The sequence below is a fragment of the Pseudomonas sp. MWU13-2862 genome (genome assembly GCF_023242495.1).
Classification (GTDB): Bacteria; Pseudomonadota; Gammaproteobacteria; order Pseudomonadales; family Pseudomonadaceae; genus Aquipseudomonas; species Aquipseudomonas gingeri_D.
In genome coordinates, this window is sequence record NZ_JALMEZ010000014.1 from 155,704 (window position 1) to 180,520 (window position 24,817).

General features: G+C 62.2%; 26 protein-coding genes. 20 read left to right on the plus strand and 6 right to left on the minus strand.

All coding sequences use genetic code 11. The features are described from left to right. Positions 1-7: 7 nt before the first annotated feature. From M5C56_RS24190 to ispD, 7 genes are all read left to right on the plus strand, one after another. Positions 8-955, plus strand: a complete 948-nt coding sequence (locus tag M5C56_RS24190) for an acetyl-CoA carboxylase carboxyltransferase subunit alpha (protein ID WP_103496388.1) — start codon at positions 8-10, stop codon at positions 953-955. Between the two features lie 42 nt (positions 956-997). Then, the gene (tilS, locus tag M5C56_RS24195) at positions 998-2,326 is read left to right on the plus strand and encodes a tRNA lysidine(34) synthetase TilS (protein WP_103496389.1); all 1,329 of its coding nucleotides are present in this window, start codon (positions 998-1,000) and stop codon (positions 2,324-2,326) included. A gap of 274 nt (positions 2,327-2,600) precedes the next feature. Further along, complete coding sequence (locus M5C56_RS24200) at positions 2,601-4,232, plus strand: CTP synthase (RefSeq protein ID WP_103496390.1); 1,632 nt, start codon at positions 2,601-2,603, stop codon at positions 4,230-4,232. A gap of 18 nt (positions 4,233-4,250) precedes the next feature. Continuing rightward, the gene (gene kdsA / locus M5C56_RS24205; protein ID WP_100938597.1) at positions 4,251-5,096 is read left to right on the plus strand and encodes a 3-deoxy-8-phosphooctulonate synthase; all 846 of its coding nucleotides are present in this window, start codon (positions 4,251-4,253) and stop codon (positions 5,094-5,096) included. 157 nt (positions 5,097-5,253) lie between these two features. Next, positions 5,254-6,543, plus strand: coding sequence for a phosphopyruvate hydratase (gene eno, locus M5C56_RS24210; RefSeq protein WP_103496391.1), 1,290 nt, complete (start codon positions 5,254-5,256; stop codon positions 6,541-6,543). Positions 6,544-6,714: 171 nt separating this feature from the next. Continuing rightward, positions 6,715-6,993, plus strand: a complete 279-nt coding sequence (gene ftsB, locus M5C56_RS24215; RefSeq protein WP_017906255.1) for a cell division protein FtsB — start codon at positions 6,715-6,717, stop codon at positions 6,991-6,993. Further along, positions 6,990-7,700, plus strand: coding sequence for a 2-C-methyl-D-erythritol 4-phosphate cytidylyltransferase (gene ispD / locus M5C56_RS24220; RefSeq protein ID WP_103496392.1), 711 nt, complete (start codon positions 6,990-6,992; stop codon positions 7,698-7,700). The genes ftsB and ispD overlap by 4 nt, the downstream gene beginning before the upstream one ends. A 9-nt stretch (positions 7,701-7,709) precedes the next feature. Here ispD and M5C56_RS24225 read toward each other — a convergent pair whose 3' ends face one another. After that, positions 7,710-8,606, minus strand: coding sequence for a LysR substrate-binding domain-containing protein (locus tag M5C56_RS24225; RefSeq protein ID WP_103496393.1), 897 nt, complete (start codon positions 8,604-8,606; stop codon positions 7,710-7,712). Between the two features lie 107 nt (positions 8,607-8,713). On the opposite strand from M5C56_RS24225, the gene M5C56_RS24230 reads away from it, so the two are divergent. The 8 genes from M5C56_RS24230 (at position 8,714) to rpoS (ending at position 15,864) form a co-directional block, all read left to right on the plus strand. Beyond that, a complete protein-coding gene (locus tag M5C56_RS24230; protein ID WP_103496394.1) occupies positions 8,714-9,826 on the plus strand; it encodes an S-(hydroxymethyl)glutathione dehydrogenase/class III alcohol dehydrogenase in 1,113 nt (370 codons plus the stop codon). Positions 9,827-9,834: 8 nt separating this feature from the next. Beyond that, positions 9,835-10,680: an S-formylglutathione hydrolase gene (fghA, locus tag M5C56_RS24235; protein WP_103496395.1), complete on the plus strand. Its 846-nt coding sequence runs from the start codon at positions 9,835-9,837 to the stop codon at positions 10,678-10,680. A gap of 53 nt (positions 10,681-10,733) precedes the next feature. Continuing rightward, on the plus strand, positions 10,734-11,207 hold the full coding sequence (gene ispF, locus M5C56_RS24240) for a 2-C-methyl-D-erythritol 2,4-cyclodiphosphate synthase (protein ID WP_103496396.1): 474 nt from the start codon (positions 10,734-10,736) through the stop codon (positions 11,205-11,207). Further along, on the plus strand, positions 11,204-12,262 hold the full coding sequence (truD, locus tag M5C56_RS24245) for a tRNA pseudouridine(13) synthase TruD (protein WP_103496397.1): 1,059 nt from the start codon (positions 11,204-11,206) through the stop codon (positions 12,260-12,262). The genes ispF and truD overlap by 4 nt, the downstream gene beginning before the upstream one ends. Next, entirely contained in the window at positions 12,250-12,999 is a 750-nt protein-coding gene (gene surE, locus M5C56_RS24250; protein ID WP_103496398.1) for a 5'/3'-nucleotidase SurE, read from the plus strand. Before truD ends, surE begins: the two co-directional genes overlap by 13 nt. A 41-nt stretch (positions 13,000-13,040) precedes the next feature. Beyond that, a complete protein-coding gene (locus M5C56_RS24255; RefSeq protein WP_177100209.1) occupies positions 13,041-13,676 on the plus strand; it encodes a protein-L-isoaspartate(D-aspartate) O-methyltransferase in 636 nt (211 codons plus the stop codon). Between the two features lie 196 nt (positions 13,677-13,872). Further along, the gene (locus M5C56_RS24260; RefSeq protein WP_103496400.1) at positions 13,873-14,751 is read left to right on the plus strand and encodes a peptidoglycan DD-metalloendopeptidase family protein; all 879 of its coding nucleotides are present in this window, start codon (positions 13,873-13,875) and stop codon (positions 14,749-14,751) included. Between the two features lie 108 nt (positions 14,752-14,859). Continuing rightward, positions 14,860-15,864, plus strand: a complete 1,005-nt coding sequence (gene rpoS / locus M5C56_RS24265) for an RNA polymerase sigma factor RpoS (protein WP_103496401.1) — start codon at positions 14,860-14,862, stop codon at positions 15,862-15,864. A gap of 106 nt (positions 15,865-15,970) precedes the next feature. On the opposite strand, the gene M5C56_RS24270 is transcribed toward rpoS, so the two are convergent. Together M5C56_RS24270 and M5C56_RS24275 are read right to left on the minus strand one after the other, a co-directional pair. Next, positions 15,971-16,177: an SEC-C metal-binding domain-containing protein gene (locus tag M5C56_RS24270; RefSeq protein ID WP_103496402.1), complete on the minus strand. Its 207-nt coding sequence runs from the start codon at positions 16,175-16,177 to the stop codon at positions 15,971-15,973. Positions 16,178-16,184: 7 nt separating this feature from the next. Then, a complete protein-coding gene (locus M5C56_RS24275; RefSeq protein ID WP_103496403.1) occupies positions 16,185-16,667 on the minus strand; it encodes an LEA type 2 family protein in 483 nt (160 codons plus the stop codon). A 133-nt stretch (positions 16,668-16,800) separates the two neighbouring features. Here M5C56_RS24275 and M5C56_RS24280 point away from each other — a divergent pair, with 133 nt between their 5' ends. Continuing rightward, positions 16,801-17,304 carry a hypothetical protein gene (locus tag M5C56_RS24280; RefSeq protein ID WP_103496404.1) on the plus strand — a complete coding sequence of 168 codons (504 nt, stop codon included), beginning with the start codon at positions 16,801-16,803 and terminating at the stop codon, positions 17,302-17,304. On the opposite strand, the gene M5C56_RS24285 is transcribed toward M5C56_RS24280, so the two are convergent. Next, complete coding sequence (locus M5C56_RS24285; protein WP_103496426.1) at positions 17,297-17,773, minus strand: YchJ family protein; 477 nt, start codon at positions 17,771-17,773, stop codon at positions 17,297-17,299. The genes M5C56_RS24280 and M5C56_RS24285 overlap by 8 nt on opposite strands. A 5-nt stretch (positions 17,774-17,778) precedes the next feature. Next, a complete protein-coding gene (locus M5C56_RS24290; RefSeq protein ID WP_103496405.1) occupies positions 17,779-18,276 on the minus strand; it encodes a DUF6231 family protein in 498 nt (165 codons plus the stop codon). Between the two features lie 109 nt (positions 18,277-18,385). On the opposite strand from M5C56_RS24290, the gene M5C56_RS24295 reads away from it, so the two are divergent. Then, entirely contained in the window at positions 18,386-18,664 is a 279-nt protein-coding gene (locus M5C56_RS24295) for a DUF1145 domain-containing protein (RefSeq protein ID WP_103496406.1), read from the plus strand. Next, entirely contained in the window at positions 18,657-19,415 is a 759-nt protein-coding gene (locus M5C56_RS24300) for a hypothetical protein (RefSeq protein WP_103496407.1), read from the plus strand. The genes M5C56_RS24295 and M5C56_RS24300 overlap by 8 nt, the downstream gene beginning before the upstream one ends. Positions 19,416-19,565: 150 nt before the next feature. Here the strand turns inward: M5C56_RS24300 and M5C56_RS24305 are convergent, their stop codons facing one another. Beyond that, positions 19,566-20,030: a CopD family protein gene (locus M5C56_RS24305; RefSeq protein WP_103496408.1), complete on the minus strand. Its 465-nt coding sequence runs from the start codon at positions 20,028-20,030 to the stop codon at positions 19,566-19,568. Between the two features lie 99 nt (positions 20,031-20,129). Between M5C56_RS24305 and dinG the strand changes: the two genes are divergently transcribed. Next, positions 20,130-22,274, plus strand: coding sequence for an ATP-dependent DNA helicase DinG (gene dinG / locus M5C56_RS24310; protein ID WP_103496409.1), 2,145 nt, complete (start codon positions 20,130-20,132; stop codon positions 22,272-22,274). Positions 22,275-22,371: 97 nt separating this feature from the next. After that, positions 22,372-24,735 (plus strand): beta-galactosidase, encoded by a 2,364-nt coding sequence (locus M5C56_RS24315; RefSeq protein WP_103496410.1) that lies wholly within the window; start codon positions 22,372-22,374, stop codon positions 24,733-24,735. Positions 24,736-24,817: the final 82 nt, after the last annotated feature.

Genomic DNA, 24,817 nt, shown 5'->3' on the forward strand with positions numbered 1-24,817 from the left:
GATGCTTATGAACCCGAATTTTCTTGATTTCGAACAGCCGATCGCTGACCTGCAAGCCAAGATCGAAGAGCTGCGCTTGGTCGGTAACGACAATTCGCTGAATATCGGCGATGAGATCTCCCGCCTGCAGGACAAGAGCAACACGCTGACCGAAGATATCTTCGGCAAGCTGACCAGCTGGCAGATCGCGCGTCTGGCGCGTCACCCGCGTCGTCCGTATACCCTGGACTACATCAACCACATCTTCACCGAGTTCGACGAACTGCACGGCGATCGGCATTTCTCCGACGACGCGGCGATTGTCGGCGGTATTGCCCGCCTGGACGACCAGCCGGTGATGATTATCGGCCACCAGAAGGGCCGTGAAGTGCGCGAGAAGGTCCGTCGCAACTTCGGTATGCCGCGTCCGGAAGGCTACCGCAAGGCTTGCCGCCTGATGGAAATGGCCGAGCGCTTCAAGATGCCGATCCTGACCTTTATCGACACCCCGGGTGCCTACCCGGGCATCGACGCCGAAGAGCGCAACCAGAGCGAAGCGATTGCCTGGAACCTGCGGGTGATGGCGCGGCTGAAAACGCCGATCATCGCCACCGTGATCGGTGAGGGTGGTTCCGGCGGTGCCTTGGCCATCGGCGTGTGCGACCAGTTGAACATGCTGCAGTACTCGACTTACGCGGTGATTTCCCCGGAAGGCTGTGCTTCCATTCTGTGGAAAACCGCCGATAAAGCCCCGGACGCCGCCGAAGCCATGGGCATCACGGCCGAGCGCCTCAAGGGCCTGGGGATCGTCGACAAGGTGATTTCCGAGCCCCTGGGCGGCGCCCATCGCGATCCGGCCACGGCGGCGGCCTCGATTCGTGCCGAACTCAGCACGCAGTTGGCTATGCTGAAGAAGTTCGACAACGATGCGCTGCTGGCTCGTCGTTACGAGCGTCTGATGAGCTACGGTCTCTGATAGCGCGCGTTATCGTTCGTGAGCCAGCGCGGGGGGCAACCCATGCGTCAGCCTGATATCGATCTGCCTTCCAGGCTGCTCGAAGCCCTTTCGCCCTGGCGTAATGCCCAGACCTGGCGGATCGGCTTCTCCGGCGGCCTGGACTCCACCGTGCTGCTGCACTTGCTCGCCAGCCTGGCGAAAACCCGGCCCCTGCCCAGGATTGCCGCCTTGCATGTCCATCACGGGCTGCAGGCGGCGGCCGACGGCTGGCCGGCACATTGCCAGGCCGTCTGTGATGAGCTCGGGATACCTTTGCAGGTGATCCGTGTCAGCGTGCAATTGGGCGCCAGTCTTGAGCGCGCCGCCCGCGATGCGCGTTACCTGGCCTTTGCCGGGGTCACCCAGTTGCACGACGTACTGCTCACCGCCCAGCATCGCGAAGACCAGGCCGAAACCCTGCTCTTTCGACTGCTGCGCGGCGCCGGGGTGCGTGGCCTGGCGGCCATGCCGGCACAGCGCGAGGTCGGCGGCGGCTATCTGGTGCGGCCTCTGCTGGACGTTTCCCGGGCCGAGCTCGAGGGTTATGCCCGTCAGTACAAGCTGCGCTGGATCGAAGACCCGTCCAACAGTGACCAGCAGTTCTCGCGCAACTTCCTCCGTCACCGGGTTTTTCCCGGACTGACCGAGCGCTGGCCGCAAGCGGTGAGCAGCATGGTGCGCAGCGCCGCGCACCTGCGCGAGGCCCAGGAACTGCTCGACGAATTGGCTGAAGTCGACCTCGACGATGCCCTGGCGCATTCCCGGCACGTCTGGCTGGGCATACCGTCGCTGGCCCTCGACGCCTTGATCGACCTGTCTCCGGCCCGGCAGCGCAACGCCCTGCGGCATTGGCTGGCACCGCTGACCCGGCTGCCGGACAGCGACCATTGGGCTGGTTGGGACGATCTGCGCGATGCCGCCCATGATGCCCGGCCAAAATGGCGCCTGGCCGAGGGCGAGCTGCACCGTGCCGACGAGCATTTATGGTGGTTGAGCGGGTCCTGGTTGCGCCAGCCGTCGGCGGATATCGCCTGGAACTGCCCGAATCGACCGCTGGAGCTGCCGGACAATGGCGAACTGCTGGTGGTCGGCGAGGCACCGGCCGGTCCCTTGCAGGTTCGCTATCGTCAGGGTGGTGAGGTTTTGCACCTGCCGGACCGCGGACACCGCGATCTGAAGCGCCTGCTTAACGAAAGTGGGGTGCCCTGGTTTGTCCGCGGCCGATTGCCGCTGCTCTATCGAGGCGACGAATTGCTGGCCGTGGCGAACCTGCCGGGCCTGGACGGCGGGGCGTTGGGTGACTGGCATTTGCATTGGCAGCCACCTTCGAGCGATCAAGGTTTGAGCTGAAAGGCGCTTTCCGGTAGACTACGCTCCCTTCTTGATACAACTTCTGTGGATTGCCAGCAATTGCAGGAGTTGCCGATTACCAGGCTGTCTTTGCCGGGCGATTCCAAAAAATGTGTAGCGCGCACCGTACCGCGGGTTCAACCCTGCGGACCGTCTCAACGCAGCAGTTTTTCGAAAGGTGCACTGTGATGATCGCAGGTAATCGGGGGCTTCGGCCTTCCTTCGCTTTCCCCGGCGGCTCGGACCGCTTTAACGCAGACTTCTAGGGTTTTTCATGACGCGCTACATATTCGTCACGGGCGGTGTTGTTTCTTCATTGGGGAAAGGCATTGCCTCGGCTTCATTGGCGGCCATCCTGGAGGCGCGGGGACTGAAAGTCACCATGCTCAAGCTGGATCCGTACATCAACGTCGATCCGGGCACCATGAGCCCGTTCCAGCACGGTGAAGTCTTCGTCACCCACGACGGTGCCGAGACCGACCTGGACCTGGGTCACTACGAGCGGTTCATCCGCACGACCATGACCCAGAACAACAACTTCACCACGGGCCGTGTCTACGAGCACGTGCTGCGCAAGGAGCGTCGTGGTGATTACCTGGGCGCCACCATCCAGGTGATCCCGCACATCACCGACGAGATCAAGCGCCGCATCATCAAGGGCGCCGGCGATGCCGACGTGGCCCTGGTGGAAATCGGCGGCACGGTCGGCGACATCGAGTCGCAACCGTTCCTCGAGGCCATCCGCCAGTTGCGTTTCGAAGTCGGCGCCAAGCGCGCGATGCTGATGCACCTGACCCTGGTGCCGTACATCGCCACCGCCGGCGAAACCAAGACCAAGCCGACCCAGCACTCGGTCAAGGAGCTGCGCTCCATCGGCCTGCAGCCGGACGTGCTGGTCTGCCGTTCCGACCACCCGATCGATATCTCGTCGCGTCGCAAGATCGCCCAGTTCACCAACGTTGAAGAACGTGCGGTGATTGCGCTGGAAGACGCCGATACCATCTACAAGATCCCCGGCATCCTGCACTCCCAGGGCCTGGATGATTTCGTCGTCGAGCGTTTCGGCCTGCAATGTGGCGGTGCCGACCTGTCCGAGTGGGAAGCGGTGGTCGACGCCAAGCTGAACCCGGAACACGAAGTCACCATCGCCATGGTCGGCAAGTACATGGAGCTGCTGGACGCCTACAAGTCGCTGATCGAAGCGATGAGTCACGCCGGCATCACCAACCGTACCAAGGTCAACCTGCGTTATATCGACTCCGAAGACATCGAAAACCAGGGCACCGCACTGCTCGAAGGCGTTGACGCCATCCTGGTTCCTGGTGGTTTCGGCCTGCGTGGCGTGGAAGGCAAGATCACCGCCGTCCAGTACGCTCGCGAGAACAAGGTGCCGTACCTGGGGATCTGCCTGGGCATGCAAGTGGCGGTCATCGAGTTCGCCCGTAACGTGATGGGCTGGAAAGACGCCAACTCCACCGAGTTCGATCGCACCAGCGGTCACCCGGTGGTCGGCCTGATCACCGAGTGGGAAGATGCCACCGGCGTGGTCGAGACCCGTAGCGAAAGCTCCGACCTGGGCGGCACCATGCGCCTCGGTGCCCAGGATTGCCTGCTCGAAGCCGGATCCCTGGTGCACGATTGCTATGCCAAGGACGTGATCGTCGAGCGTCACCGTCACCGTTACGAAGTGAACAACAAGCTGCTGCCGCAGATCATCGAAGCCGGCCTGAAGATTTCCGGTCGCTCCGGTGATGGCTCGTTGGTGGAAGTGGTCGAGGCCCCGGATCATCCATGGTTCGTCGCTTGCCAGTTCCACCCCGAGTTCACCTCGACCCCGCGCGACGGCCATCCGCTGTTCAGCGGTTTCGTCAAGGCGGCCTTGGCTCAACACCAGAAGAACGCGTGATCTCGGAGAGATAAGAGCATGGCCCAAAAGATCATCCGCGTAGGCGACATCGAGATTGCCAACGACAAGCCGATGGTGCTGTTCGGCGGCATGAACGTACTGGAAAGCCGGGACATGGCGATGCAGGTCTGTGAAGAGTACGTGAAAGTGACCGAGAAACTCGGTATTCCTTACGTATTCAAGGCCAGCTTCGACAAGGCCAACCGTTCGTCCGTCACCTCCTACCGTGGCCCCGGCCTGGAAGAAGGGATGCGGATTTTCCAGGACATCAAGCAGGCGTTTGGCGTGCCGATCATTACCGACGTCCACGAGCCGGCCCAGGCCGCCGTGGTCGCCGAGGTCTGCGACATTATCCAGTTGCCGGCCTTCCTGTCGCGCCAGACCGACCTGGTGGTGGCCATGGCCAAGACCGGCGCGGTGATCAACATCAAGAAGGCCCAGTTCCTCGCGCCCCAGGAAATGAAACACATCCTGAGCAAGTGCGTGGAAGCGGGCAACGACCAGTTGATCCTCTGCGAGCGCGGTTCGAGCTTCGGCTACAACAACCTGGTGGTGGACATGCTCGGCTTCGGCATCATGAAGCAGTTCGAATACCCGGTGTTCTTCGACGTGACCCACGCCCTGCAGATGCCGGGCGGTCGCTCGGATTCCGCCGGTGGTCGTCGGGCCCAGGTCACCGACCTGGCCAAGGCCGGCATGAGCCAGGGGCTGGCCGGGCTGTTCCTGGAAGCGCATCCGGACCCGGACAACGCCAAGTGCGACGGGCCTTGTGCCCTGCGCCTGGACAAGCTGGAACCGTTCCTGGCCCAACTCAAGGCTTTGGACACACTGGTGAAGAGTTTTCCGACGGTAGAAACCGCGTAATCCTTAAATCTCCGGTAAAGTACCGCACGATTCAAGGCTCTGGACTCGGGTTCAGAGCCTTTTCGTCTGCAAGGCTGCCCATTTTTCATTCGCTTGCCGACGATCAAAGATTTCCTTCAGCTGCGTCGTTTTCGTCAACTTTGGAGTGTTTACAACAATGGCAAAAATCGTCGACATCAAAGGTCGTGAAGTTCTCGACTCCCGTGGCAACCCCACCGTGGAAGCGGACGTGCTTCTGGACAACGGCATCATCGGCAGCGCTTGCGCGCCGTCCGGTGCTTCCACCGGTTCGCGTGAAGCGCTGGAACTGCGTGATGGCGACAAGAGTCGTTACCTGGGCAAGGGCGTGCTGAAGGCCGTCGGCAACATCAACGGCCCGATCCGTGAGCTGCTGCTGGGCAAGGACCCTTCCGACCAGAAGGCCCTGGATCACGCGATGATCGCCCTGGACGGTACCGAGAACAAGGCGACCCTGGGCGCCAACGCCATCCTTGCCGTGTCCCTGGCCGCCGCCAAGGCTGCTGCCCAGGACCAGGACCTGCCGCTGTACGCACACATCGCCAACCTCAACGGCACGCCGGGTGTCTACTCCATGCCGGTGCCGATGATGAACATCATCAACGGCGGCGAGCATGCCGACAACAACGTCGACATCCAGGAATTCATGGTTCAGCCGGTTGGCGCCAAGACCTTCTCCGAAGGCCTGCGCATGGGCACCGAGATTTTCCATCACCTCAAAGCCGTGCTGAAGGCCCGTGGCCTGAGCACCGCTGTCGGTGACGAAGGTGGTTTCGCGCCGAACCTGGCCTCCAACGAAGACGCTTTGAAAGTGATCTCCGAAGCCGTGGCCAATGCCGGTTACAAGCTGGGCACCGACGTGACCCTGGCCCTGGACTGCGCGGCCAGCGAATTCTACGAAGACGGTAAATACAACCTGTCCGGCGAAGGCCAGGTGTTCACCGCCGAAGGTTTCGCCGACTACCTGAAAGGCCTGACCGAGCGTTACCCGATTATCTCCATCGAAGATGGCCTGGACGAGTCCGATTGGGCTGGTTGGAAGATTCTCACCGACAAGATCGGCGAGAAGACCCAGCTGGTGGGCGACGACCTGTTCGTTACCAACACCAAGATCCTGAAGGAAGGCATCGACAAGAAGATCGCCAACTCCATCCTGATCAAGTTCAACCAGATCGGCACCCTGACCGAAACCCTGGAAGCCATCCAGATGGCCAAGGCCGCCGGCTATACTGCTGTGATCTCGCACCGTTCCGGTGAAACCGAGGATTCGACCATTGCCGACCTGGCCGTGGGTACCGCTGCAGGCCAGATCAAGACCGGTTCGCTGTGCCGCTCCGACCGCGTCTCCAAGTACAACCAACTGCTGCGTATCGAAGAGCAACTGGGCGCCAAGGCCAAGTACAACGGTCGCTCCGAGTTTCGCGGTTAAGCAGTAGATGGTAAAAAGACACCAGATTGTGTCGGAAAAGTCGCTATCGCGAGTTTTTTAGCACTAATCTGATGCTTTGAGAGCACAAGCCTGGTTCTTCCAGGCTTCGTGCTATCAGTCGGTTCGAAATGGTTGGCATGGCTGTCTTTTCCACTGGATAACTGAAATTCGATGCGCAGTCCCAATTGGTTGTTCCTCGTTCTGCTCTTGCTGCTGGCTGGCCTGCAGTACCGCCTTTGGGTGGGCAATGGGAGCCTGGCGCAGGTAGCCGACCTGACACAGCAAATTGCCGAACAGCATGCCGAAAACGAGCGCCTGCTGGAGCGTAATCGCGTGCTTGACGCGGAAGTTCTTGAACTGAAGAAAGGCATGGAGACCGTTGAAGAACGTGCTCGCCATGAACTGGGCATGGTCAAGGACGGTGAAACCCTTTATCAGCTGGCGCAATGACTGAATTCTCTCTACCGGCCTTCTGGGCCGTGATTCCTGCCGCGGGCGTCGGTGCCCGTATGGCCGCGGACCGTCCCAAGCAGTATCTGTCCCTGGGCGGACGCACGATTCTCGAACATAGCCTTGGCTGTTTCCTCGATCATCCGGGCTTGAAGGGCCTGGTGATTGCCCTTGCCGCCCACGATCCCTACTGGCCGGGCCTGGCTTGTGCCACGGATTCGCGTATCCAGCGGGTCGATGGTGGCGGCGAACGGGCCGATTCGGTACTCAATGCCTTGCTGCACCTGCATACCCTGGGGGCGATGGAGGACGATTGGGTGTTGGTCCATGATGCGGCGCGGCCCAATTTGTCCCGTGGCGATCTCGATACCTTGCTCGGTGAGTTGGCCGATGACCCGGTGGGTGGGCTACTGGCCGTGCCGGCGCGGGATACGCTCAAACGCGTCGACAAGCACGGGCGGGTCCTGGAAACCATCGACCGCAGTTTGATCTGGCAGGCCTATACGCCGCAGATGTTCCGCCTGGGTCCCTTGCACCGGGCCCTGGCGGACAGCCTGGTGGCCGATGCAACCATCACCGATGAAGCCTCGGCGATGGAATGGGCGGGCCAGGCGCCGCGCCTGATCGAAGGGCGTTCGGACAATATCAAGGTCACCCGGCCTGAAGACCTGGAGTGGTTGCGTTTGCGCTGGGCTAATCGTCGCTGAGGGCACCGGTCAAACGCTGTACTCGGGCCGTTTGGCCAATCCTTCCTTGAGATGATCCACCAGCTTGCGCACTTTTGGCGACAGGTGCCGCTGTTGCGGATACAGCGCCCATACCGCCGTATTCGGTGGCTGATGGGCTTCGAGCAAGGAGATCAGCGTGCCGTTGTGCAAATGCTCCAGCACGTAATAGTCCGGCAGCTGACACAACCCAACCCCCTGCAGTGCCGCATCCAGCACCGCCTGCCCACTGTTGCAGCGCCAATTACCCTGTACCCGCTGGGAAAACTCCCGCCCGTCCTGCTCCAGTTGCCAGATATCCGAACTGCCGATCAGGCAGTTATGCCGGCTCAATTCCGACAGGCTATGGGGGCGACCATAACGTTCCAGGTAGGACGGTGACGCGCACAGGTACATCCGCCGTGGCGCCAGCCGGGTCGCCACCAGCCGCGAATCCTGCAAACGGCCCAACCGAATCGCCAGGTCCAAGCCCTCATGTACCAGGTCCAGGGTACGGTTGCTCAACTCGATATCCACCCGCAACTGCGGATGCAGCCCCATGAAACTGGTCACCAGCGGCACGATAAAACGTTCGCCATAAGCCACGGCGCAGGTCATGCGCAACATGCCCTTGGGTTCGCTGGTCAGGTCGCCCACCGCGCGCAGGGCTTCCTCGCGGCCGTCCTGCAGACGCTGGCAATGCTGCAGGAACGTCTGCCCGGCTTCGGTCAGGGTCACCCGCCGGGTGCTGCGATAGAGCAGGCGGGTTTGCAGGCGCTCTTCCAACCGGGCGATTTGCCGGCTGATATGGGACGAGGATACCCCGAGGCGCTCCGCCGCCGCCGTGAACTGGCTGCATTCGGCCACCGCGACGAACTCGTCGATGCCTTCCCAGCGGTTGTCATTCATTGGATTGTCCCTGTACAGCAATAATGTTTTGCTTTTGACTGGATTATTAATCAATCAAGGCTGATTTACACTCAGGTTTTCGTTGTTCACTTTTCAGGAGTTGCTGGATGATCAAGTCACGTGCTGCCGTTGCCTTCGAGGCCAAGAAACCCCTCGAGATCGTCGAAGTCGATGTCGCCATGCCCAAGGCCGGCGAAGTGCTGTTGCGTGTCGTGGCCTCCGGCGTTTGCCACACCGACGCCTACACCCTGTCCGGCGCGGACCCGGAAGGTATCTTTCCGTCGATCCTCGGCCACGAAGGCGGCGCGATTGTCGAGGCGATCGGCGAGGGTGTGACCTCGGTGGCGGTGGGCGACCACGTCATCCCGCTCTACACCCCGGAATGCGGCAAGTGCAAATTCTGCCTGTCGGGCAAGACCAATCTCTGCCAGGCCATCCGCGCCACCCAGGGCAAAGGCCTTATGCCGGACGGCACTTCGCGTTTCTCCTACAAGGGCGAGACAATTTTCCACTACATGGGCACCTCGACCTTCTCCGAGTACACCGTGTTGCCGGAAATCTCCGTGGCCAAGATCTCGAAAGACGCACCGCTGGAGAAGGTCTGCCTGCTCGGTTGCGGCGTCACCACCGGGATCGGCGCGGTGCTCAACACCGCCAAGGTCAAGCCGGGTGACACCGTGGCGATCTTCGGCCTCGGCGGTATCGGCCTGTCGGCGGTGATCGGTGCGGTCAAGGCCAAGGCGGCGCGGATCATTGCCATCGACATCAACCCGGCCAAGTTCGAAATCGCCCGGCAACTGGGCGCCACCGATTGCGTCAACCCGAAAGATTTCGATCGTCCGATCCAGGAAGTGATTGTCGATATGACCGATGGCGGCGTGGACTTTTCCTTCGAGTGCATCGGCAATGTGCAATTGATGCGTGCGGCCCTGGAGTGCTGCCACAAGGGCTGGGGTGAGTCGGTGATCATCGGCGTCGCCGGTGCCGGCCAGGAAATTTCCACCCGTCCGTTCCAATTGGTGACCGGTCGCGTCTGGCGTGGTTCGGCCTTTGGTGGCGTGCGCGGGCGCAGCGAGCTGCCGAGCTACGTGGAAATGGCGCAGAAGGGCGAGATCCCGCTGGATACCTTCATCACCCACACCATGGGCCTGGAAGATATCAACAAGGCGTTCGACCTGATGCATGAAGGCAAGAGCATTCGCACCGTCATTCATTTCTGAGGTCGGTCATGAGCCTGGAAAACCTGTCCTGCCAGAAAAGCTTCGGCGGCTGGCACAAACGCTACAAGCACCATTCCGAAGTCCTCGGCTGCGACATGGTGTTCGCTGTCTATCTGCCGCCACAGGCCGAGCAGGGCGGCAAGCTGCCGGTGCTGTACTGGCTGTCCGGCCTGACCTGCACCGACGAGAACTTCATGCACAAGGCCGGTGCCCAGCGCCTGGCTGCCGAGCTGGGGCTGATCATCGTCGCGCCGGACACCAGTCCGCGCGGCGCCGACGTGCCCGGTGACCCCGACAAGGCCTGGGACTTCGGCCTGGGTGCCGGTTTCTATCTCAATGCGACCCAGCAACCCTGGGCCCAGCACTACCGGATGCACGATTACGTGGTGCATGAGCTGCCGGCGCTGGTCGAGGCGCACTTCCCGGCCTCGGACAAGCGCGGTATCAGCGGTCATTCCATGGGAGGGCATGGCGCGCTGGTCTGCGCCCTGCGCAACCCCGGGCGCTATCAGTCGTTGTCGGCCTTCGCGCCGATCAGCAATCCGATGGATTGTCCCTGGGGGCAAAAGGCTTTTTCCCGTTATCTGGGGGAAGAACGCTCGCGCTGGCGTGAGTGGGATGCTTGCGTGCTGATCGCCGAGGCCACTGAGAAGCTGCCGATCCTGGTGGATCAGGGCGATCGCGACGATTTCCTGGCCAACCAGCTCAAGCCCGAGGCGCTGCAACAGGCGGCGAAGCTGGCGCAACATCCGCTGACGTTGCGGCTGCAACCGGGCTACGACCACAGCTATTTTTTCATCGCCAGTTTCATTGATGACCACCTGCGTCACCACCACGCAGCTCTTAGCGGTTAATCTCTCGCAAAATAGGTAGAATCACGCCCTGACTTACATCGGGGCGTTTTTTTATGCGTATTGGCCACGGCTATGATGTGCACCGTTTCGCCGAAGGCGACTTCATCACCCTGGGCGGCGTGCGGATTGCACACCACCACGGGCTGCTCGCCCATTCCGACGGCGACGTGCTGCTGCATGCCTTGAGCGATGCGCTGTTGGGAGCTGCGGCCCTGGGCGATATCGGCAAGCATTTCCCTGACACCGACCCGACCTACAAGGGCGCCGACAGCCGGGTGCTGCTGCGTCATGTGGTGTCGTTGATCAAGGCCCTGGGCTGGAAAGTCGGCAACGTCGATAACACTATCGTTGCCCAGGCGCCGAAAATGGCGCCGCATATCGAATCGATGCGCGCGCTGATTGCCGCGGATCTTGAAGTTGAGTTGGATCAAGTGAACGTCAAAGCCACCACCACTGAAAAGCTCGGTTTCACCGGCCGTGAAGAAGGCATCGCTGTGCACAGCGTCGCCTTGTTGCTACGCGCATGACTGAACTGGAACTGCTGGGCCCGCGTGCCTACGGCGATGTCCTCGGGAGCGCGGTGCTCAAGGCCACGGCCGACGACTTCCAGGTCGATGAAGTCCTCGATATCCCGCTGAGCGGCGAGGGCGAGCACCTGTGGTTGTGGGTGGAGAAGCGCGGCCTGAATACCGAAGAGGCTGCCCGGCGTATCGCCAAGGCCGCCGGCGTGCCGTTGCGTACCGTCAGCTATGCCGGTCTCAAGGACCGCCAGGCCCTGACGCGCCAGTGGTTCAGCGTACAACTGCCGGGCAAGGCCGATCCGGACCTGTCGGCGGCCCAGAACGACAGCCTGCTGATCCTCAAGAGTGCGCGGCACAAGCGCAAGCTGCAACGCGGCGCCCATGCCGCCAACGGCTTCACCCTGCGCCTGACCCAATTGAACGCGGACAAGGACGGCTTGCAGCAACGCCTCGAACAGATCGCCGCGCAAGGTATTCCGAATTATTTCGGCGCCCAGCGTTTCGGTCACCTCGGCGGCAACCTCGGCGAGGCCCGTTCCTATGCGGCGCGCCGGGCCTTGCCCGAGCAGCGCAATGTGCGTTCGCGGTTGCTGTCCACGGCCCGCAGCTACCTGTTCAACCAGGTGCTGGCGGCGCGTGTCGCCGACGGCAGCTGGAACCGGGCCCAGGTCGGCGACCTGCTGGCCTTCACCGACAGCCGCAGTTTCTTCCCGGCCGGTGAGGCCGAATGCAGCGATCCGCGCCTGGCCATTCTCGATCTGCACCCCACCGGTCCGCAGTGGGGCGAAGGCCCGTCACCGGCGGCGGGTGCGACTTTTGCCCTGGAGCAAGCGGTTGCCGAGCGCGAGGCCGAGCTCTGCCAATGGCTGGTCAAGGCGACAATGGAACACGAACGACGCATCCTGCGGCTGCCCATTGGCCGGTTGTCGTGGCATTATCCGGAGTCTGACATTCTGCAACTGGAATTCATCCTGCCGGCCGGATGCTTCGCCACTGCTTTGGTGCGCGAACTCGTCGATCTGGTGCCGGTAGGACAGACGGACAGCTCATGCGTATTCTGATTTCGAACGACGATGGGGTTTTCGCACCCGGTCTCGCCGCGCTTCATGCTGCGCTGGTGGACTATGCCGAGTGCACGGTGATTGCCCCGGACCAGGACAAAAGTGGCGCCAGCAGCTCGCTGACCCTGGATCGCCCGCTACACCCACATACATTGCCCAACGGCTTTATCAGCCTGAACGGCACACCCACCGACTGCGTGCACCTGGGGCTCAATGCCCTGTTGGCGCAGGAGCAGGACATGGTGGTGTCCGGTATCAACCTGGGGGCCAACCTGGGGGATGACGTGCTGTATTCCGGTACGGTGGCGGCCGCCCTGGAGGGGCGCTTCCTCGGGCGTACTTCGTTCGCTTTTTCGCTGGCCTCGCGCCAGGTCGACAACCTGGCCACCGCCGCGCATTTCGCCCGCCTGCTGGTGCAGGCCCATGAAGGCCTGGCGCTGCCCGCGCGCACGGTGCTCAATGTGAATATTCCCAATCTGCCCCTGGAGCGCATTCGCGGTGTCCAGCTCACGCGCCTGGGCCATCGGGCCCGGGCCGCGGCGCCGACACGGGTGGTCGACCCACGGGGCAAGGCCGGTTACTGGATCGCCGCCGCCGGAGACGCCGAAGACGGTGGCCCGGGGACGGACTTCCATGCCGTGATGCAAGGGTTTGTCTCGGTGACGCCGCTGCAACTGGATCGCACCTTCAATGATGCCTTCCAGTCGCTGGGCGGTTGGCTGGAGGGGCTTGCTTGATGACCCGTGAGCAAGACGAACTGATGCGTCGCGGTATCGGCATGACCTCCCAGCGAACCCGCGAACGCTTGATTCAGCGACTCTATGAAGAAGGTGTGACCAACGCCCAGGTGCTGGAAGTGATCCGTCGCACGCCGCGTCATCTGTTTGTCGACGAGGCACTGGCCCATCGTGCCTACGAAGATACGGCGCTGCCGATCGGCCACAACCAGACCATTTCCCAGCCTTATATGGTGGCGCGCATGAGCGAGCTGCTGCTGGAGGCCGGGCCGCTGGACAAGGTGATGGAGATCGGTACCGGCTCCGGTTACCAGACGGCGGTGCTGTCGCAGCTGGTGGAGCGGGTGTTTTCGGTGGAGCGGATCAAGGTCCTGCAGGATCGCGCCAAGGAGCGTCTGGTCGAACTCAACCTGCGCAACGTGGTGTTCCGTTGGGGCGATGGCTGGGAGGGCTGGCCGGCACTGGCGCCGTACAACGGCATTATTGTCACCGCCGTCGCCACGGATGTGCCCCAGGCCTTGCTCGATCAATTGGCCCCGGGCGGTCGCCTGGTGATTCCGGTGGGTGCCGGTGAAGTCCAGCAGTTGATGCTGATCGTGCGCGAAGAGCAGGGTTTTTCCCGTCATGTATTAGGCGCGGTACGTTTCGTTCCGCTGCTTAACGGACCGTTGGCCTGAACATTTGTTGAACGGCAATGAATTCTGTTTAAGGTCGTAGGTCTTAGAGCGGGACTGGTACGGCACCCATGTTTAAAATGTGTCGGGTTTTCGACTTGGCTTTGTTGTCAGTGAAATTCCAACAGCCAGTTATACTTACGTCACATTACCGCCTGTACAGGCACTCTTATTTCAGCCACCACAAAGGGAGCGGCGGGTGAGTCTCACAGTCATTCGGCAGCGTATGGGTAAAGCAAGCGTTCAGCGCCTGATGATCGGCCTTGCCCTCAGTGCTTTACTGGCTGGTTGCTCCAGTGCTCCAAAGAACGGCGTGCGCGTCGTTGATCGTAACGGCAACGCTACAACGACAGCCGCCAGCGCGACGCCACAGAAACCGATGACCACCACCGGCCAGCATGTGGTCACCCGTGGCGATACCCTGTTTTCGATCGCCTTCCGCTACGGTTGGGACTGGAAAGCCCTGGCCGCGCGTAACAATATTCCCGAGCCTTACACCATCCACGTGGGTCAGGCGATTCGCTTCGACAGCCGTTCAAATTCAACGCCGACGGCTGTCGCCTCGACGTCGTCGAGCGCTTCGCCTTCGAGCAAGTTCACCATCACCCGGCGTCCGGCCAACGGCGCGTCTGGCACTGCAACCACCTCGCAACCCGCGGCCCAGGCACCTGCGGCAGCGGCGCCGATGCCGCCGGCCGGTCCCGCGCCGAAGGGTTGGGCGTGGCCTTCAAACGGTATTCTGATTGGAAAATTCTCTTCAAACGGTAGTTTGAATAAAGGTATTGATATCGCCGGAGATTTGGGACAGCCTGTTTTAGCTGCATCTGATGGGTCAGTGGTTTACGCCGGGAGTGGGTTGCGGGGCTACGGCGAGCTGGTCATCATCAAACACAGTGATACCTACGTCAGTGCTTACGGTCACAACCGTAGGCTGTTGGTTCGGGAGGGTCAGCAGGTCAAGGTCGGACAGACAATTGCCGAGATGGGATCAACTGGTACGGACCGGGTGAAACTGCATTTTGAGATTCGCCGCCAGGGGAAACCCGTAGACCCACTGCAATTCCTGCCACGTCGTTGATCCGTTTTCCAGCCTGTTCTCCTGACTGTAGTGGGAACAGGTTCCAGCGTTGCCAAGGATAAAGGCGCCGCTCGAGCTTGAGGTCGAACTCACCAAAGGACTATAACAATGGCTCTCAGTAAAGAAGCGCCGGGGTTTGACATCGATGATGAGGTGCTCCTTATGGACTCCGACATCGTCATGGATATGATGCCGGAGGACGACAGTTCTCCACCCCCAGTTCGTGCCAAGACCAAGAATGCTGCTGCGCTCAAGCAGCACAAGTACATTGACTACACGCGGGCGCTGGATGCGACCCAGTTGTATCTCAATGAAATCGGTTTTTCCCCCTTGTTGTCCCCGGAAGAAGAAGTTCATTTTGCGCGTCTGTCGCAAAGTGGCGATCCCGCGGGCCGCAAGCGCATGATCGAAAGCAACCTGCGTCTGGTGGTGAAAATCGCCCGACGTTATGTCAACCGCGGTCTTTCCCTGCTGGACCTGATCGAAGAGGGCAACCTCGGCTTGATCCGGGCGGTGGAGAAATTCGATCCGGAACGTGGCTTTCGCTTCTCAACCTATGCCACCTGGTGGATCCGCCAGACGATTGAACGGGCGATCATGAATCAGACCCGGACCATTCGCCTGCCTATTCACGTGGTCAAGGAACTGAACGTCTATCTGCGGGCGGCACGGGAGCTGACCCAGAAACTCGATCATGAGCCTTCCCCGGAAGAAATCGCCAACCTGCTGGAAAAACCGGTGGGTGAGGTCAAGCGCATGCTCGGCCTGAATGAGCGGGTGTCTTCGGTGGACGTGTCCCTGGGGCCGGATTCCGACAAGACGTTGCTCGATACCCTCACCGATGATCGACCTACCGATCCCTGCGAGCTGCTTCAGGACGACGACCTGTCCCAGAGTATCGACCAGTGGTTGTCGGAATTGACCGATAAGCAGCGTGAGGTGGTTGTACGGCGCTTTGGCTTGCGCGGGCATGAGAGCAGTACCCTGGAGGATGTCGGTCTGGAGATCGGCCTGACCCGCGAGCGCGTTCGGCAGATCCAGGTCGAGGGACTCAAGCGCCTGCGCGAGATCCTCGAGAAGAATGGCCTGTCCAGCGAGGCGCTGTTCCAGTAGCGCGCTCCTGCACCTGCCCATAAAAAATCCCCGACCTGGTCGGGGATTTTTTTTGCATTGAAATGGGTTCAATGCGTTCCTGCGGGGGCGTTACTGGCGGAAAGCCTCAGGCCCCGTGGCACTTCTTGAATTTCTTGCTGCTGCCGCACGGGCACGGATCGTTGCGACCCACGTCCTTCAGCGCGTTGCGTACCGGCTCCTGGTGAGCGTGACCGCAGTTCGGGCCGTGGACATGGCCATGGTCGTGATCGTGCTGCTCATGCTCGTGATCGTGGTTGCAATCAGGGCCGTGGACATGGGGTTGCTGGGTCATGCTGGTGTCACTCCGGAATAATTTCGGCGGGAATTATCTCGCCTTTACGCTCCAGGTGCACGTCATGGCTGAGGAATAGTCCGGTTTCCAGTTCGCCCTCCAGTCGGTAGGGGATCGGATCATGGGGGTGTTTCAGGCGCTTGGTCAGGTCGCGCAGGTGTTCCCAGAGGTTGGTCCTGACTGGAATGACCAGGGACGCGTGGCTGTTGGCTTCCACGGTGAACCAGCCGCTGTCGGACTCGCCTTCGCTCAGCAGCCAGCCGTCGAGGTAGAGACGATAATGCAGGCTGCGCACGGTCAGGCTGTCGTCGTTGGGGTTGTCGACACGAAAGTGCAGGCGAAATTTCTGTTGAACCAGGCGCGCCTTGATCAGTTCGACCCGCACCAGGCGAACCTCGGGCTCGCGGGTACCGCCATCGAACCAGGACGCACAGCCGGAAAGCGTCAACAGCATAAGCAGGCCGAGCGTGCCAAGTGTCCGTGAGTGCATGGGGTTCCTCCCGCCGAGGCCCCAGCATAGCAAGCCTGTGACAGAAAAAGCTCATGGTTGTGGCGGTAAATCCACTGGGTGATACTGCCGAGCATTCGCGCAACGGATCAGGTCGGCGCACAGGAGTGTGATCATGACGCTTTACGAGATTGTCTTTAGTGGCGAATCGCTACCCGGTGCTGCGCCCGATCAGGTCAAAAGCAACCTGGCCCGGCTGTTCCAGGCCGATGCCCAGCGCATCGAACTGCTGTTCTCCGGACGGCGCCTGGTGCTCAAGAGCAATCTCGATGCCGCGGCGGCGGAAAAGTACAGGGTCACCCTCGAGCGTGCCGGGGCGCTGGTCGCGGTGGTCGAGATGGCCGTCGAAGAGATCGAGATGACGGCCCCGGTCCCAGCGCCGGGCCGTGCCCAGGTGGCGCCGCGGGATGCCTATATGGCCGCGTTCAGCGAGGTCGATGCGCCGGACTTCGGCATCGCCGAGGTCGGCAGCGATATGCAGGATGCCAAGCCCGAGCCCGTCGCGTTGGCCCTGGATCTGTCGGCCTTCAGCGTGGCGCCGGTCGGTGCCGACATGGGCCAACTGTCGGTGGCAACCGTCGTCACGGTGCCGGATATCTCACACCTGCGCCTCAGCTGAGCAGGTAGCCGGAACAGCACTTCTTGTATTTCTGCCCGCTGCCGCAGGGGCAGGCGTCATTGCGCCCGGCCTTGAGGGGCACGGTGGGGTCGATGAAATACCAGCGCCCATCGGTTTGTACGAAGGACGACTTTTCCCGGTGGCTGTGTTCGCCGTTGCTGTCGTGCCAACGCGCGGTAAAGGTCACGAAGGCATGCTCGGGCTGGCCGCCAAAGACTTCCGAGCTTTCCACCTCCAAGCCCAGCCAGGTGCTTTGCGCGCTCCATTCGCCGATGGCCTGGCGGTCCAGCCCCGGTTGTTGAATGGGCAGCGTGGTGTTCACCAGGTAGTCGACCAGCCCCAATACATAGGCGCAGTAGCGCGAGCGCATCAGGGCTTCGGCGCAGGGGGCCGGATGGCCCGCATGATAATGGCCGCAGCAGGCCTCCAGCAGGTTGCCGCTACCACAGGGACAGATGGATGTGCTCACGGGAATCACCACCAGTACTTGCCGAAATTTTCCGGATTGGCCCAGAACTTGGCGTTCAGCCAGTCCGGCACCTGTTTGTATTCCTTCAGATCATAGGTGAACAACGTCAGTACCTGCTCGTCGCGGGCAAAGCGTTCGCTGTTTTGCAGGGCCAGGGCGAAGAAGTCGCTGTCCTGCCAGCCGCTGGCGGCCATGTCCACCAGCACCGCGATGCGGCTGGCGTTGAGGTTGCGAATGCCACCGAGCAGCTGCCGGCCGTCACGCTTGGGCAGGTGCTCCAGACAGTCGACCACCAGCGCCAGGTCGAAACGCCGGGCGGCCAGTGCGGCCGACAGCGGGCCAGGTTCGGCGAAGGCCACCTGGGTTTCGGGATGGGCGGCCTGGAACGCCTCCAGTGCCGGAAAGCTGCCGGCCCCGACGAGCAGCAGGTTTTGCGGGGCGTAACGGTCCAGCAGGGCCGCCAGCGCTTGCTGGGGCGTGCGGGCGGAAAGGCTTTCAGGCATCGGGATTCCTCGGTCGGAGCGGCAAACACGGGCGAATTTTCAACGGCCTCTGGCAAACTGCCCTGACTCGCCTTACTGTGCGCCAAAGAATAACTCATCAGGGGGGCGTATGAAGGTGCTTTGGGGGCTGGGGAAGGTGTTGACGCTGATGTTCTGGCTGGTGGTGCTGGTCAATCTGGCGCATCCGCTGATCAGTCCGTTCCGGGTCCTGGTGGATCTGGCCGGGAGCATGCTGCTGTTGACACATTTGTTGGAGATCATGCTGTTCAATGGCAGCCTGCAGGGCCGCGCCCATCCCTGGCGCGACCGGGCGCAGATCCTGCTGTTCGGCATGTTTCATCTGCAAATCCTGCCTTTGCCCACCCGTGAGGAACACCAGCATGCGTAGCCTGTGTCTGTTGGCTGCCCTGTGCAGCCCCCTGGCGTTTGCCCAGGTCGTGACCGTCGAAACCAATTCCATGCTGCGCCTGCCCGCCAGCACCTCGGTGCTGCAACTGGAACGTCTGGATGTGGCCGACTTTGGTACCTTGCTGGTGCCCGCCAGCGTCACGCAACTGAATATCGGTGAACTGCACCTGGGCAAGTCGGCGCGTATCGCCATTGTACCGAGCGAGCAGGGGTTCGCACTCAAGGCCACGCGTGCCGAGCTGGGTAGCGGTAGCCAGATCAGCGCGGTTGGGGCACCGGGCACCTATCAGCGAGCCCCTTCGCCGGGACGGAACCTGGATCTGCGCATCGACGCGCTCAGCGGTCCATTGCTGTCGATCGATGCCCGGGGTGGCGCGGGTGTGCCGGGGTTTGTCGGGCTCGATGGGGCCAATGGTGATGAGCCGGGTTGTACCTGGGGCGCGGCTGGGCAAGGTTCGGACGGTGACAATGGCGGCGACGGTCATCCGGGCGCGCCGGGGGCACAGGTCCGGTTGCAGTTGCCACGGGATTATCCGGCGGCGCAGATCCAGGTGCTGGTCGATGGCGGTAACGGCGGTATTGCCGGCGCGGCGGGGCGTCCGGGCGCGGGCGGCAAGTCCAAGGGTTGTTTTGTCTACGACACAGACGGTGGCAAGTCCGGTCGTCCGGGTCTGGCGGGCAAGCCGGGGCCGGTTGGTCCTGCGGGCAGCGTGACGGTTCAGCGGCTGTAACAAGATCGTGAAAACGCTACAAACCCTGTAGGAGCTGGCTTGCCGGCGATAGCGACCGATCATGCCAGGCTTGCTGACTTCATCGCCGGCAAGCCGGCTCCTACACAGTCCGTGGCAGGCCGGCCTCCTGCATCCAGCCAGCCTCCGCATTCAAAACATCGGACGTGCCGCCGCAACGGCCACCAGCACCAGTCCGATCAGCAGATTGATCCCCACCAGCCGCCGAATCCGTCCCAGCGTCGCCGCACCCGCAGGCCAGTCCTGGGCCTCTACCGCCTGGCGCAGATCCGGCAATTGCAACGACTGGATACGAATAAAGACTGCAACCATGACGATGTACAGGCCCATCATGACCTGCACATAACGCGGTGCGGTCTCGAATCCGCTGAAGCGCAACTGGATCAGCCCCACGCCGCTGATCGGCAGGAGCACCACCGCGACCCAGACCCAGACGAAGAAGCGCTGGAACACCTGAAGCCACAGCTTCAGCCGGGCCGGGCCTTCCAACGCGGCCATGGCCGCCGGACGGAGGATCATCCAGGCGAAGAACATACCGCCGACCCAGACCAGCGCGGCCAGGACGTGGAGGGTGTAGACAAGGGCAAAAACGGTCATTCGGGTACTCCGTGCGGCGCGCGAGGGTTTAGCGGGGTATGATAGCCGTCCATTCGAACCACTGAAAATTTATCCAGCGTTTCTTGCGCCTGAAGACTCATGATCAGCACCGAACTCAAAACCACGATCCAGGGCGCCTACTCGCGTTTTCTCGAAGCCAAGAGCCTCAAGCCGCGTTACGGCCAGCGCCTGATGATCGCCGAAGTGGCCAAGGTCCTCGGCGATATCGACACCGATGACGAAGGCCGGCGCAGTGGCGATCCGGCCGTGGTCGCCGTGGAGGCGGGTACCGGTACCGGCAAGACCGTGGCCTACAGCCTGGCGGCGATTCCCACCGCCAAGGCCGCCGGCAAGCGTCTGGTGATCGCCACCGCCACCGTCGCGCTGCAGGAGCAGATCGTCTACAAGGACCTGCCCGACCTGATGCGCAACAGCGGTTTGAACTTCAGCTTCGCCCTGGCCAAGGGCCGCGGGCGCTATATGTGCCTGTCCAAGCTCGACATGCTGTTGCAGGAGGGTCATGCGCAGACCGCCACCGCGCAGTTGTTCGAAGAGGAAGGTTTCCGCATCGAGGTCGACGAGGCCAGCCAGAAGCTGTTCACCAGCATGATCGAGAAGCTCGCCGGGAACAAATGGGACGGCGACCGCGACAGCTGGCCCAACGCCCTGGAAGACGCCGATTGGGCGCGCCTGACCACCGATCACAGCCAGTGCACCAACCGCCATTGCCCGAACTTCGGCCAGTGCGCCTTCTACAAGGCTCGCGAGGGCATGGGCAAGGTCGACGTGATCGTCACCAACCATGACATGGTGCTCGCCGACCTGGCCCTGGGTGGTGGCGCGGTGCTCCCCGACCCACGTGACACCCTCTATGTGTTCGACGAAGGCCACCACCTGCCGGACAAGGCCATCGGCCACTTCGCCCACTACACCCGGCTGCGCTCCACCGCCGACTGGCTGGAGCAGACCGCCAAGAACCTGACCAAGCTGCTGGCCCAGCATCCGCTGCCCGGTGACCTGGGCAAGCTGATCGAGCAGGTGCCGGAGCTGGCGCGGGAGATCAAGACCCACCAGCAGTTCATGTTCAGCGCCTGCGAGCAACTGGCCGACTTCAAGACCGGTGAAGACACCGAGGGCCGCGAGCGGCCGCGCCATCGTTTTGTCGGCGGGGTGATCCCGGAGCATATCCGCGAGATGGGCATCGAGCTGAAGAAAGGCTTCGCCCGCCTCAACGACCTCTTCACCCGCCTGACCGAGTTGCTCAAGGAAGGCATGGATGGCGAGGTCAATATCGGCATCGCCAGCCACCAGGCCGAGGAATGGTACCCGCTGTTCGGCAGTTTGCTGTCCCGCGCCCAGGGCAACTGGGAGCTGTGGACCGCCTTTACCGCCGAAGACCCGGAAGACAATCCGCCCATGGCCCGCTGGTTGAGCCTGGCCGAGAGCGGTGTGTTGTTTGACATCGAGGTCAACGCCAGTCCGATCCTCGCCGCTGAAATGCTCCGGCGCAATCTGTGGAACGTGGCCTACGGCGCCCTGGTGACCTCGGCGACCCTGACCGCCCTGGGCACCTTCGACCGTTTCCGCATGCGCGCCGGCCTGCCGAAGAAGGCCGTGACGGCGGTGGTGCCGAGCCCCTTCCATCACGCCGATGCCGGCGTGTTGCGGGTGCCGAATCTCAACGCCGACCCTCGCGATGCAGTGGCGCATACCGCCGCGATCATTCGCGACCTGCCGGAACTGGTGGAAGGCTCAAAGGGCACCCTGGTGCTGTTCTCCTCGCGCAAGCAGATGCAGGACGTGTTCGACGGCCTGGACCGCGACTGGCGCAAGCAGGTATTCATCCAGGGCAACCTGTCGAAGCAGGAGACCCTCAACAAGCACAAGGCCCGGGTCGACGGCGGTGACTCCAGCGTGTTGTTCGGCCTGGCGAGCTTTGCCGAAGGAGTGGACTTGCCCGGCGCCTACTGCGAACACGTGGTGATCGCCAAGATTCCCTTCTCGGTCCCGGATGATCCGGTCGAGGCGGCACTGGCCGAATGGATCGAAGCCCGTGGCGGCAACCCGTTCATGGAGATCTCCGTGCCGGACGCTTCCCTCAAGCTGGTCCAGGCCTGCGGGCGGCTGCTGCGCACCGAGGAAGACCGCGGCATCATCACCTTGCTCGACCGGCGCCTGGTCACCCAGCGCTACGGAAAAGCTATCCTCAATGCCTTGCCGCCGTTCCGGCGGGAAATTTCTTGATGTGATGCAGGTTAAATAACTAACTTCGTTGTCTACGGATGGCGCCGCTTGGCGTCACGCTGGCCTTTGATTGGCCGTAAGGGAGAGTTTGATTCATATGATTGGCCGTACGCTGCCCGCCGTTTTCGCCTTGTTGTTCGCCGCGCCGCTCTGGGCCGCGCCTGCCGGGCAACAGACGCTGTTCAACTTCGTTCGTCCCGCCGATGTGGTGCAGGTGGTCACCGTGGATGCGAGCCTGCCGCAATACAACGCGGAGCAGACGGCCGAAGGCGAAGTGCTGCGGCGGGTCACCTTCAACCCGGCAGCGCAGCCGAGCCTGCGTCTCACGCCGCAGACCGGTGCCTGGGACTGGTCGCAGGCGGGGGCCATGAGCCTGCGGATCCAGAGTGCGATGGATTGGGCGCTGACCCTCAACGTGACGATCCAGAGCAGCGACGGCAAGACCCTCACCAGTCGCGTCGACCTGCCTGCCGGTCCCGCACAGACCTTGCTGGTGCCACTGCAGGCCAGTTCGCCGTTGAGCCAGGGCATGCGTGCCGGTCCGCCGATGCCGACCACGGTGGATGGCCAGCGTGTGTTGCTGGCCAGCAGCCAGGGTGAATTGAATCGCCAGCAGGTGGTGTCGGTGACCCTGTCGATGGACGCACCCAAAGTGCCTCAGAACATCCTTCTGGAACGTTTCGGCGTGCAGGCCGGTGACGATGTGGTCAAGGCCGTCTATAGCTCGCTGGTGGATGGCTACGGCCAGTCGACCCGTGCCAAGTGGCCGGAAAAAATCAGCAGCGACGATCAGCTCAAGGCCGCCGCGAGCAAGGAAAACCAGCAACTGAAGACCTGGCTGACCGAGCGCGAGCGCAGTGCCCGGGACAAGTTCGGCGGTTCGCTCAAGGGCCCGCTCTTCGACGCCACGGGTTTCTTCCGTACCGAAAAGCACGACGGCCGCTGGTACCTGGTGACGCCGGAGGGGCATCCGTTCTACTCCCTGGGTGTGAATACCGTCAGCGCTCACGACCAGCAGACCTATGTCGAAGGTCGTGAAGGCATGTTCAGCGACCTGCCCAAGGATGGTGAGCCCCTGGCTGCCTACTATGGCAAGGCCGACAACAGCATCACCACCGGGGCTTCCCAGGGCCGGGCCTTCAAGTCCGGGCGCTGGTTCGATTTCTATGGCGCCAACCTGGAACGCACCTACGGTTCGCCGTGCGCGACCACCGCGCCGGCTGAACCCAAGGTGCCCTGCGCCCCGGGTCTGGACGAGCAACGCTGGCAGAAGCACACCCTGGACCGCTTGCAGGCCTGGGGCTTCAACACCATCGGTAACTGGAGCGATCCGGCCCTGGGCCTGAACGACCGTGTGCCTTACACCTTGCCACTGTCCATCGTCGGCGATTATGCGAGCATCAGCACTGGCAGCGACTGGTGGGGCGGCATGCCCGATCCGTTCGACCCGCGTTTTGCCATGGCCACCGAGCGCGCGGTGGCGATTGCCACACGTGATCATCGCGACGATCCTTGGCTGGTGGGTTACTTCGCCGACAACGAGCTGGCCTGGGCCGGTCCCGGCGACGATCCGAAATCCCGTTACGCCCTGGCCTACGGCACGTTGCGCATGACCACCGACGTACCGGCCAAGCGCGCCTTCCTCAAGCAGTTGCGCGACAAGTACCGCAACCAGCAGGGCCTGTCCAAGGCCTGGGGCGTGGAGATTCCGACCTGGGAGCAGATGGAAGACCCGGGTTTCGAGGCGCCGCTGCCCAATCCCGCCCACCCGCAGATCGAAGCGGACCTGAAGTATTTCCAGAAGGTGTTTGCCGATACCTACTTCAAGACCATTTCCGACTCGCTGAAATGGCATGCGCCGAATCACCTGCTGCTGGGCGGTCGTTTTGCCGTCAGCACGCCCGAGGCCGTGGCGTCCTGTGCCCAGTACTGCGATGTGTTGAGCTTCAACTTCTACACCCTCAAGCCCCAGGACGGATACGACTTCGATCAACTGGAGGCATTGAACAAACCGGTGCTGATCACCGAGTTCAACTTCGGCTCGAAGGACCGTGGCCCATTCTGGGGCGGCGTGACGGAACTGGCCCGGGAAGAAGATCGGGGCCCGGCCTATGCCGCGTTCCTCAAGCAGGCGGTGGCCCAGCCGTCGATCGTCGGCGTGCACTGGTTCCAGTACCTCGACCAGCCGGTCAGCGGTCGTCTGCTGGACGGTGAAAACGGCCATTTCGGCCTGGTGGGCATTACCGATGTGCCATTCCAGGGCTTTGTCGAGAGCGTGCGCAAGAGCAACCTGCAGGCCCTGGCTTTGCTCAACAAGGAAGCCGAGAAAGCCAAGGTGGAGGCGCAGCAGAAGGCCGCCAAGGGCATCGGCCAGGATGACAATGGTGGCAACGGTCGTTCGGGTAGCGCTGGCGGGGAGGGTGCCGGACATTCCGGCGGTCACTCCGGCAATGGCCACTGATTCCTACAGTGTTTCGCGCAACGTCTGACAATTCTTGCAAGGTGTTACGAATTGTCTGATTCAGGTCTGTTCCCAAACCTGC